This is a genomic window from Phenylobacterium sp. (assembly GCF_036264965.1).
Taxonomy (GTDB): domain Bacteria; phylum Pseudomonadota; class Alphaproteobacteria; order Caulobacterales; family Caulobacteraceae; genus Phenylobacterium.
On the sequence record NZ_DATAPY010000152.1, the window covers coordinates 1 to 10,423 of the forward strand.

8 protein-coding genes are annotated in these 10,423 nt (G+C 65.4%); 3 read left to right on the forward strand and 5 right to left on the reverse strand.

The window, feature by feature from the left end; genetic code table 11:
• Window positions 1-231 precede the first annotated feature (231 nt).
• A complete protein-coding gene (locus tag VHS75_RS20330) occupies window positions 232-1,713 on the forward strand; it encodes an exopolysaccharide biosynthesis polyprenyl glycosylphosphotransferase (RefSeq protein ID WP_329640444.1) in 1,482 nt (493 codons plus the stop codon).
• Window positions 1,714-1,727: 14 nt separating this feature from the next.
• On the opposite strand, the gene asnB is transcribed toward VHS75_RS20330, so the two are convergent.
• Both asnB and VHS75_RS20340 read right to left on the reverse strand, forming a co-directional pair.
• A complete protein-coding gene (asnB, locus tag VHS75_RS20335) occupies window positions 1,728-3,647 on the reverse strand; it encodes an asparagine synthase (glutamine-hydrolyzing) (protein ID WP_329640445.1) in 1,920 nt (639 codons plus the stop codon).
• A gap of 85 nt (window positions 3,648-3,732) precedes the next feature.
• Complete coding sequence (locus VHS75_RS20340; RefSeq protein ID WP_329640451.1) at window positions 3,733-4,620, reverse strand: glycosyltransferase family 2 protein; 888 nt, start codon at window positions 4,618-4,620, stop codon at window positions 3,733-3,735.
• A 319-nt stretch (window positions 4,621-4,939) separates the two neighbouring features.
• Here VHS75_RS20340 and welK point away from each other — a divergent pair, with 319 nt between their 5' ends.
• Window positions 4,940-6,016 carry a beta-1,4-glucuronosyltransferase WelK gene (gene welK, locus VHS75_RS20345; protein WP_329640446.1) on the forward strand — a complete coding sequence of 359 codons (1,077 nt, stop codon included), beginning with the start codon at window positions 4,940-4,942 and terminating at the stop codon, window positions 6,014-6,016.
• Window positions 6,017-6,029: 13 nt separating this feature from the next.
• Here the strand turns inward: welK and VHS75_RS20350 are convergent, their stop codons facing one another.
• Complete coding sequence (locus tag VHS75_RS20350; RefSeq protein WP_329640447.1) at window positions 6,030-6,929, reverse strand: glycosyltransferase family 2 protein; 900 nt, start codon at window positions 6,927-6,929, stop codon at window positions 6,030-6,032.
• 189 nt (window positions 6,930-7,118) lie between these two features.
• Window positions 7,119-7,358: a hypothetical protein gene (locus tag VHS75_RS20355; RefSeq protein WP_329640448.1), complete on the reverse strand. Its 240-nt coding sequence runs from the start codon at window positions 7,356-7,358 to the stop codon at window positions 7,119-7,121.
• Window positions 7,359-7,784: 426 nt separating this feature from the next.
• Between VHS75_RS20355 and VHS75_RS20360 the strand changes: the two genes are divergently transcribed.
• Entirely contained in the window at window positions 7,785-8,465 is a 681-nt protein-coding gene (locus VHS75_RS20360; protein WP_329640449.1) for an FkbM family methyltransferase, read from the forward strand.
• A 371-nt stretch (window positions 8,466-8,836) separates the two neighbouring features.
• Here VHS75_RS20360 and VHS75_RS20365 read toward each other — a convergent pair whose 3' ends face one another.
• Window positions 8,837-10,144 (reverse strand): hypothetical protein, encoded by a 1,308-nt coding sequence (locus VHS75_RS20365; RefSeq protein ID WP_329640450.1) that lies wholly within the window; start codon window positions 10,142-10,144, stop codon window positions 8,837-8,839.
• Between the last annotated feature and the right edge of the window lie 279 nt (window positions 10,145-10,423).

A 10,423-nucleotide genomic window follows, 5' to 3' on the forward strand; every position in this document is an offset into this window, starting at 1 on the left:
GTGCAAACTCGAACCGTTCTGCGCTACACTCTGCCTGCATCGGGGAACACCTCTGTTGACGGTTAAGTCTTTGTCGCAGAAGTATTTTCCCAGATTCAGAGCCCCGATGCACCTATTTCCGTGAGATATCCGGGCTAGGCCGCCTCTCCTAGGAGGCATTCATTGCCCGATTAACGGCTTGCTCAGCCGGAACTGGCATTCTCCCGCCAACAAAAAGGTGGGTGGGCTGAGATGGCGTACGATACGGGCGTTCTGAACGCGCAGAGCGAAGCTTCCGAACCAATCCGCCGCGGCCCACTGCGGCCGTCCCGCCTGGCCACCGCCAGGTCCCGTCTGGGCGGCGACACCCTGGCTCGCCTGGTGCAATTCAGCGATCTGGCGCTGTTGGCCGGCCTATTCCTCGTCCGCTGGCTGAGCGGCGGCATGGGCGGCGCCGCCGTCTTGCTGGCCATCGCCTCGGTGCTGGTGGCGGCCGCCCTGGTCAGCTTCGAAGCCTATCAGCTCGGCGCCCGGGAGCGCCTGCATCGCCACCTTTACCGGGTGATCGGCGCGGTGGGCGGCGGCGGGCTGATGATGCTGACCTTCGTGTCCCTGGTCGCGCCCGCGGACAAGGCGCCGGACATCCTGCAGATCGTCGACTGGTGCCTGACGGCCGTGGCGCTGCTCTGCGCCTCCCACCTCGCCTGGTTCGCCTATATCCGCCGCCTGCGCCGCCAGGGCCTGTTGACCCCCAACCTGATGATCGTCGGCGCCACGCCGGCCGCCGAGCGCCTGGTCGCCGCCGCGCTGGCCAGCCGCGACGTCAACATCCTGGGCATCTTCGACGATCGCGGATCGCGCAGCCCCAGGCACATCTTCGGCGTCCCGGTGCTGGGCAAGACCTCCGCAGTGCAGACGCACCGCCTGCTGCCCTATGTCGACCGCATCGTCGTCGCCGTGCCGTCCGGCGCCACCGCGCGCATCGCCCAGCTGATCCAGGAGCTGGCGCCGGTGCCCAACGCCGTCAGCCTGTTGATGGACAGCTACGATCCGCAGAGCGAGCAGGCGGCGCACGAGCGCCTGCTCGACATGCCGCTCGCCCACCTGGCCGGCGCGCGCCGCGGCGCCATGCAGGCCCTGCTGAAGCGGATGATCGACGTCTCCTTCAGCGTCGCCGGCCTGATCGTCCTGGCCCCGGCGCTGGCGGCCATCGCCATCGCCATCCGCCTCGACAGCCCCGGCCCGATCCTCTTCAAGCAGCGTCGCCACGGCTATCTGAACGAGGAGGTGGTGGTCTGGAAGTTCCGCTCCATGCGCACCGATATGACCGACTACGCCGCCGCGCGTCAGGTCACCGCCAACGACGACCGCGTGACCCGCGTCGGCGGCTTCCTGCGCCGCACCAGCCTCGATGAGCTGCCGCAGCTGTGGAACGTGATCCGCGGCGAGATGTCCCTGGTCGGCCCGCGCCCGCACGCCATCGGCATGCTGGCCAACGGCAAGGAGGCCTCCAAGCTGGTGGAGTCCTACGCCCACCGCCACCGCATGAAGCCCGGCCTCACCGGCTGGGCCGCCATCAACGGTTCGCGCGGGCCGGCCGACACCACCGAAGCCATCCAACGCCGCGTGTCCCTGGACCTGGAATACGTCGAGCGTCAGTCCGTCTGGCTGGACCTGTCGATCATCATCAAGACCCTGCCCTGCGTGCTCGGGGATACGGCGACGGTGCGGTAGGAGCGCCGGCGCGACTACGCCGCCGCGAGCCGCCGCGCCAGGAAGACCTCGCGGTACCAGACTTCGGCGGTGAGCAGGGTCCAAAGGGGCTCGCCGGCGTCGGCTTCGCCGGTGTCGTTGGAGCGCAGGAGCTCGAGGACCGCGTCCTTTTCGCCGTAGCGCCCCACGAGACCGTTCCCATCGGTCAGATAGCCGTAGAGCATGTCGCGCATCGGGCCTCGGAACCATTCGGCCAGGGGCGCCCTGAAGCCCCACTTCGGCCGGTTTATGATCTCCGGCGGCAAGAGCTCCCTGGCCCATTGACGCACGATCCACTTGCCGACACCGCCCCGGATCTTCAGTCGGTCGGGCAACGCCATACCGAAGGCCGCAAGCTCCTTGTCGAGGAACGGCATTCGCGCCTCGAGGCCTTCCGCCATGGTCATTCGGTCGCCGCGCTCAAGCATGTTGCCGGGCAGCCAGGTCGCAAAATCCACGGCCTGCATTCGGAATAGCGGCCCCTCCCCCGCCACGGCTTCAAGCGCCGCGGCCTGGGTCGCCGCCGAGCGGGTCATTTCACTGTCCGACCAGCCGAGGCCGGGGAACAGGTCGCGCAAGCCGTCGCGGTCGAAATAGCTGAACCATTGCACGAGCCGGTCGATCTCATTCGCCCCGGCCATGGCGCGAAACGCCACGAGCGCGCGCCGGCTGTTGAGGCCCAGCATCCCGGCGATCTTCGCCGCCCTGGCCGGCTGCAGGATCGTCAGGGCGCTGCGGATCGCCCAGGGCGGATCGGCGAAACCATGTTTCGGATAGCCCGCGAAGATCTCGTCGGCCCCTTCGCCAGAGAGGACCACCTTGACCGACTCCTTGGCGAGCCGGCTCATCTCCGCGATGGCGACGTCAGCCGGTTGGCTCACGGGGCCGTCGCGGCAGGCGGACAACTCGGCAAGGCGGCTGATATAGGCGTCAGGGCCGACGAGCACGGGGCGATGCTGGGTATGGAAGGCGTCGGCGACGGTCTCGGCGTACTTCAACTCGCTGTGTGGGTCGCCGGCGAAACCGACCGAGAAGGTCTGGATCTGTTCGTTGGGCGCGCGAAGCCCGCGCATCGCGGCCACGATCAGACTGCTGTCGAGCCCCCCGGACAGGAAGGCGCCGACCGGCACATCGGCCAGCAGCCTCTGACGCACCGAATCCATGAACAGGTCGCGGCCGCGGCGGATCAGTTCCTCGTCGTCGACGCCTCGGATCCCGCGGCGAACCTGAGCGACCTCGTCGGCGAGGTTGAAGAACCGCCCGGTCGTGACGCCGGCTTCCCGATCGAACGTCAGCCATGCGCCGGGCTCGAGCTGGCGGACGCCCTGGCTTAGGCCGTCGCGGCCGTAGACCGCGCGGAACCTCAGCGCCTGCCGCAGCGCATCCTCATCGAGATCGCGATTGACCAGCGGATGCTCCAGCAGCGCCTTTATCTCGCTGCCGAACACCAGGACCCCCGGCGAAGGCGTGGCGTAGAACAACGGCTTTTCGCCCACCGCGTCCCGCGCCAGAAGCAAGCGTTGCCGCGGCCCATCCCAGGCGGCGAGCGCGAACATCGCGTCGAAACGCGGCAAGGCGGCCGTCCATTCCTTGCCGATCGCCCGCAACACGACCTCTGTATCGCCATGGGTGCGGAACAGTTCGCCGGTCGCCTCCAGCTCGCCGCGCAGTTCGCGATAATTGTAGAGTTCACCGTTGTAGGCGATCGTCACATCGCCACCTGGAAGAGCCATCGGCTGGGAGCTGCCCGCAACGTCAATGATGCTCAGCCGGGTGTGTGCAAGCCCGCAGGGACCGTTGGTGTAGATGCCGGACGCATCGGGTCCGCGCCGCGCCAAAGCCCGCGTCATCGCAGACAGGATGTGCTGGTCGACCGCATCACGCGAAAAGTCGACGTAGCCTGCGATCCCACACACCTAGGTCGATCTCCGAATCCAAGACGACGCACGGCCCGATCCACGAGGCGCGGATCGAAGCGACACAGCGCCATTGTCGAACTGTCTAGTCCTTCACATCGCGTGACGAGTCGTCGCGTTCCCAGGTGTACTTGGCCAGGCTGTCGAGTTGCGCCAGCGCTCTCCGTCGGGACACAACCGTAACATAGGCATAGGGCAGCGTCGTCAAGTAGAGGGAAGGGCGAGACAATAGGGTCGCGATTCCCGCAGCATAGTTCTTCGTCTTCGCCTCTCTGTCCGTGAGATCGGCGAACTTCTCGCGAAGTTGCAAGACGCCAAGACGGCCTCTTGTCTTGATCTTCAGCAGGAAATCCAAGGTCAACGGCGCAATGACTTGGCTGAAGGCGTCGGCCGTCTGAACGCGCTCGTGGGGTTCGAACAGCAGGCGCACGAAACCGTCGTCGGCGATCACGTCCGGGAAGGCGTCGAAACGGGAGCGCCCCTTCTCGCTCAAGGCGTAGGCGCCCGCTGCGATCATGCCTTCCTGGATGTGGGGCAAAGCGGTCCACAGGCGGTAGAAGGCCCGCACGGACCAGGCGGTCCCGGGCAGGAACACGTCGATCGGCTTTGGCGCCGCCGCCAGCGCCCCGCCCTCGGTCACCGCCGCCGCCAACCGGCCCACCGCCTCGCCCGTGAGGATGACGTCAGCGTCCAGGTAGATGCGCGGGAAACCCGTCGCCGCGGCGTCGCCGAGGTTGAGCGCGTTGGTCTTTGACGGAACGTCCGTCTCAATGACCCGGACCGGAGGACCGACCCTACGGGCGATCTCGGCCGAATTATCCGAGCAGCCATTGCAGACTACGATGATCTCCAACCCGCTCGGGCCACCCCCGTTCAGCAGGTTGTCCAGGCATCGGCCGATGACCGCAGCCTCGTTGTAAGCCGGGATAATGACCGAAACCAGAGGACCGAATCCTTCAAACTGTTCGCGGATGCCCCTCCATCCGCGGCCTCATTCGGACCGGCCGTCGCTGCGGACGTAGCCGTTTTCCGAACGTCGGCCCCGGGTCCGGACACTAGGAGGCAAGGTTGTCGGATTCCATGAACAAATCATAATTGCGGGTCGTCGGCGGCAGGCCCGATCATGATGCTCGGCGTTTGCTCAAATCATCTGCGGCGAAGACGCGCGCCCTGATCCCGGACCAGGCAACGCCGTCGGCCCCTGGCATCCACGCAAGGTTAGGACTTTCCGGCCCATTTACACTGAAGAAGCCGGCGTCATCGGCCATGCGCGCGCCGACTTGCGACATCCGGTGACGGCGGGCCAGCAATTCGATACGAGGCGTAGGGACATGGCTGGCTCGGGAAACCCACCCTCATCAAGATCCAAATCGCCGCGGCGGCCGGTCAGGATCTGCCTTGCCGGATCGGGCGGCGGCCACGTCCGCCAGCTGCTGGACCTCGAGCCCTTCTGGCACGACCAGGATTTCTTCTTCGTCACGGAGGACACGGCGCTCGGCCGGACGCTTCAGGGCCAGCACCGCACCTACCTCCTGCCCCACTTTGCATGGGGCCAGGTGCGGCTGGGCTCCCCGTTCCGGATGCTCGCCGCGGCCTTCAAGAGTTTCTTCCTGTCCGCGCGGATCATTCTGCGCGAACGCCCGACGGTCCTGGTCAGCGAGGGCGCGGGCGCAGTCTATCCGACCGTCCTATGGGCCAAGATCCTGGGCGCCCGTATCGTCATCATCGATTCCCTGGCGCGCTTTGAAGCGCCCTCGCTATTCGGCAAGCTCGCGGGGCCTCTCGCAGATGACATGGTCGTCCAAGCGCAGGGGTTGAAGGCAGCCTTCCCCAAAGCCCATGTCTTCGACCCCATGCGCGTCCTCGAGGGCGAGCCTCCGCCGAAGCAGCCTCTGATGTTCGTGACGGTGGGCGCGACCCTCCCGTTCGACAGGCTCGTTGAGACTGTGGCTCAGCTCCACAAAGAGGGCGCAATCCCGGAGCGGATTGTCGTGCAGACGGGGATTGGCGGCAAAACGCCGGCGGACCTCACCGTGGTGGAATCCCTCCCGTTCGACGAGGTGAGGTCTATCCTTCGGGACGCGTCGATCGTGGTCTGCCACGGCGGGACAGGCTCGCTCATCACCGCCCTGCGCGAAGGCTGCCAAGTCATCGCCATGCCGCGTCTGGCCCGGCTGGGCGAACACTACGACGATCACCAGGCCGAGATCGTGAAAGCCTTCGTCGAACGCGGTCTCGTGCTCAAGGCCGACAATGTCGACGAGCTCCGGGCGGCGCTCATCCAAGCCCGGACTCGCAAGCCGGTGATGGCGACGAGCGATCCGTCAGAACTGATCCAGTTCCTTCGCTCGACCATCGTGCCCGCCTGACTCAGGACGGACGCTACGCAGCCACCCATGACGGCTTGCCTCGGCGGTTCAGCAGCCCGTCCCACCAACCTTGCAACGCATAGCGGGACTGCGCCCAGGCCCCGCGCCGCGCAAACCGCATGAACAGCATGACCAGGGACCCTGCACTCGCCACGGGCAGCAGATTTGGGAAACAATCCCTTATAATCAATATCTTATTTCGCTCATCCAGGAACACGGCCAGACGGCTGCGCTGCGTCACCGCCCCGACCGATCCCGTGGTGGTGCCCTGCGCATGTTGGACCTGTGCGTCGTTTTCGACCGCCAGGCGAGCGCCCCGGGCCTTGGCCCTCAGGCACCATTCGACCTCTTCGCCGTAGAGGAAATAGTCCTCGCGCATCGGCCCGGCGCGCTCCAGGAAGCGACGGCCAACGAGCATCGACGCCCCACTCAGGTAGGAGAGGCTCGCCGGAGCTGCGGCCTGGTTTCCAGCGTCAAGCGAGATCGCGCGGGCGAGCCAGGGATTCCAGCGACCGCCGCGGGACTCGATCTGGCCGGCGCCGTTCCGCAACGTGCAGCCCACCGCGTCGCAGTCGCCGCGGGAGAGCCGCACGCACATCAACTCGAGCGCATCGGGAGCCGGAAGGGTATCCGGATTGAGAATCCACCAGGCATCCGCAGCCGGCGTCTCGTTCATGCATCGATTGACCCCGGCTGCGTACCCGGGATTCATCGGTTCACAGACGACCTTCGGCAGGGTCCCCAGATCACCGAGAGTTCGAAGGGCGCGCACGATCTCTTCGCAGGCGCTCTCGCCCCCGTTCTCACAGATCACGATCTCAAGATCCTTGTGGCTCGACCTGGCGAGCGCACGAACGCAAGCGAGGATATCTTCGGAATTTCTAAAACCGACGATGCAAACCGCGACATGCATAGCTGACTGGTCTCTGAGGTATGGCGCAGGCGGCCCGGCGCCGAGGCGGGAGCCCGGGCGCCGGGCCGCCTCGGGTTCTATACAGCTCAATCCTCACGCAAAATAAAACGCCCCTTTGTCACCGACGATGATCCGGCACGCTCATGGGCGCCGGGGGCTTCCAGGACCTGACGCTGGCGGGCTGTCGGCTTACAGGCCGAAGATATCGACGGTCGGCGCCGAGGCCTTGAAGCACTTCACTTCGCCAGGTGCGAAGTTGACGCCGGATAGGCCCCAGGCGCTGTCGGTCAGGCTGTGCGAGTTAGTGTCGTCTAAGTTCAGGACGAGCCGGTAGGTCTCTGCGCCAACGGTGATCTGAGGCGGTCCTGACTGGATTGGCGCTGCGGGCGCGGCTTCGGCAGCCGGCGTGGGCTTTTGGGCTGTAGCCATTGCGGGCTCCTCTTGGGCTTGATCACTCGCGCGGGGCGTGTGGATTGTTGACAGCGGCGCTTAGACGGATAGGTTTCATCCGTCCCGCAAGGGATCGCGGCCTGGCGCGAGTGGGAGCGGCCGGGTAACAGCGCTCCCGCCTCTCCTATTTGAGAGGAAAACCGCTGTGAACTTGCCCCTTTTAATATCCGCCATAGCGCTTGGCGCCATTCTGGCAATCGCACTCAGTGCGGTCGCATTGGCGCTTTTGGGACGATGCGCTGGGAAAACTATCCCCGATGAGCGCGAACGCGCCTATCGCAGCCGCGCTTACAGGGACATCTACTCGGCATGATCTCCTTGAATAATCGCATTAGGGGCTCACGCTTGTTCCCCGCCGCACGGGACGCCTATCGCAAGGTCTTCAGGAGAGCCCATGTCAGATACATGCGTGATATGGCAGACTTCTATGGCCAGTTCTGGTCTCACCGCGGCACGGTGTTCGACGTTGGCGCGAACCAGGGTGAATATTCGGAGATGTTCGCGAGCCGCGGAGCGCGAGTAATCGCCATCGAGCCCAACCCAGGCTACGCTGACCGGCTCGCCGCCATCTCGGTGAACCACAATATTCTGCCGGTCATGCACGCCATCGGCGCGGAGCCTGGAAAGGCCGTTCTGAACATCTGCTCCACGCCCGGATATAGCACGCTGCTCTCCACCGATAGCGACTGGATCGCGGGATCACCTGACTATGCCGAGGTCGCATGGACCGGGGTTGCCGAGGTCGAAATCAACACAATAGATCAGGTCGCCAGGAAGTTCGGTCTCCCCGATTTCATCAAGATAGATATCGAGGGCTTCGAGTTGAGCGCCCTTCAAGGTATGACTTTCGATCCACGCTATCTGAGCTTTGAGTTCGGCGCGCGGCGCCGGGACCTTGGCATTGAATGCCTGCGCAACATGGGCGCGCGGGGCTATACTTTTCGGCCGATCACCGGGCGAGACGCAAAATTCGTGACCGACAAGTGGATGGATGAGAGTGACGCAATCGCGTGGCTCAGTGGCTTCACGACCGAACAAGCAGAATATGGCGATATGTTCTGTCGTAGCCCGGCTACCACTCCATGACGCAGACCAGTGCGCCCGCGCCGCAAATCGAACCATGCCATACCGGAGGCGCGAGTTGGACGGGAATACTGACGCTGCCGGAGGGGACGGATGTTCGGGAACTATGGGACGTGCAGGACGGAGTTATCGTCGTGAAGGCGCCGGACGCGCCTAGATGAGCAAGTGCTGGCTCATCGGCACCGTCATCGCCTCGCCATTAATCATCCTGGGGTTCGGCGTGTGGGCCATCGTCACTGCGGGTTGTGATAGCGCCGCGCATCCATGTTTGCTAAAGAAACACCCGCCTCACAAGGGGCCGTGGAACCCGTCGCCCCGCGCCAAGCCAATCATCCTTTAGGGGTAGGTCGGCCACGCCGGCAGGCCGCCGCTGTCTAGAAGATGTTCACGGTCGGCGCCGAGGCCTTGAAGCACTTCACCTGACCGGGCGCGAAGCTGACCTTCGCCAGGCCCCAGCGGCGATCGTCCAGGATCTTGGGCAAGCTGTCGTGGAGGTTCAGGACCAGCCGGTAGGTCTCCGATCCAACCGCGACCTCCGCGCCCTCGAACCAGGCCTGCATCTGGTCGCCGACCGGGGCGGCGAAGCTAGGTTGCTTGTCGGGCCAGATCGGGTTTCCCGCCGTCCCGCCCGCCGACCAGGCTCCCTGGCGTAGAACATAGGAACGACGTCCGCCCCCGACGGCGTCCATCAACACGTTGCCGCCGGGTTGGCGTTGCAGGATCGCGACCTTGGCGACCATCGCCGCGATCGCGCTGGTCAACTCGGCGCTGGTGTCGTCGCTGATCTGCGAGGGACTACCCGCCATGTAGTGCGAGAAATGCAGCAGGCCGCTGACCCCATTGATGATGCAGGACCACGCCTGGATACCGTACTGACGCGCCGTCATGCGTCGCCATGGCTGGCCGGCGGGTGCGCCATTGTTGATGCGGCTGGTCGACAGGAACTGGAACGTCGGGCGGCCCGGGTGGGCGATCGGCGCGCCGTGCAGCGGACCCGCATAGAGCACCCGCGCCGCGTGGCCGCTCATCGTGGAGAAGGGCCCCGTGAAGCCGTCTTCACCGTAGATATCGCCGAAGGCGTAAACGTCGCCGGTCTGATAGGCGTAGTTGTCGCTGCTCACCCAGTGGGCGGAAGGCCAGTTCACAAAGGTCGCGGGACGTAGCGACTTGTAAGCCCGGCCGGTCACGTTGTTCGTGTAGTTGACGAAGAACGGCTTGGTGTTGCCCGCCGACTGGGCGAACGCCACTTCCGCATCATGCGCGGCAAGCGGCGGTCCCAGGATATCCGGTTCGTCGTAGAGGAGATTGGCGATCACCAGCGGGTCGTCCTGGTTTGCGGCGAACGCGTTCGATGCTCCTGCAGCGTAGGTCAGACCGCCATCGGACCGATGGCGACCGCCGACGATCATCTTCAGACCCAGGCGATGGCACGTCTGCCGCCAAAGCGGTCCATTGCCGCCGGCGAAATCATCGCTGGGGGAGACCATCGTATTGACGCCGCGCGCAGCCCAGGCCGCCATGCTGCCGGGATCCTGCGCATAGGCGCCGACGACAAAGGATGTCGGCCCCAGTCCGGCCGCGCCTGGACGGCCGCGTAGCGCGTCCTGAACCGCGGCCAGCGCCGCGCTCGGGATCATCATTGGCGCAGCGGTCTGCAGGATGCGCCGGCGACTGATGTTCATGGGTTCTTCCCTGGGTTGCCGGGCCCTCCGCGAGGTCGCGGACGAAGTTGAAGGCATGTACCGCGGATCCGGCCTGCGCCGATCCGCAAAACGCCGTGCGCCCCCAAAGCGCCGGAACTGCGTCGCTCGGGCTAATAGGCCCGGGGATCGCTGAAGATAAGCGGGACGGTGCGGGCCAGGATGGCCAGGTCCAGGGCCGGCGACCACTCTTCGATGTAGCTGTTGTCGGCGGCCACCCGGTCGCTCATGCAGCGGGTGTCGCGGATCTCGCCGCGGAAG

What these genes read in the sequence shown, in the direction of transcription:
- VHS75_RS20330 (WP_329640444.1), top strand. Translation starts at nt 232, where the DNA reads ATGGCGTACGATACGGGCGTTCTGAACGCGCAGAGCGAAGCTTCCGAA.
- VHS75_RS20350 (WP_329640447.1), bottom strand. Translation starts at nt 6,929, where the DNA reads ATGCATGTCGCGGTTTGCATCGTCGGTTTTAGAAATTCCGAAGATATC.
- VHS75_RS20355 (WP_329640448.1), bottom strand. Translation starts at nt 7,358, where the DNA reads ATGGCTACAGCCCAAAAGCCCACGCCGGCTGCCGAAGCCGCGCCCGCA.
- VHS75_RS20360 (WP_329640449.1), top strand. Translation starts at nt 7,785, where the DNA reads ATGCGTGATATGGCAGACTTCTATGGCCAGTTCTGGTCTCACCGCGGC.
- VHS75_RS20365 (WP_329640450.1), bottom strand. Translation starts at nt 10,144, where the DNA reads ATGAACATCAGTCGCCGGCGCATCCTGCAGACCGCTGCGCCAATGATG.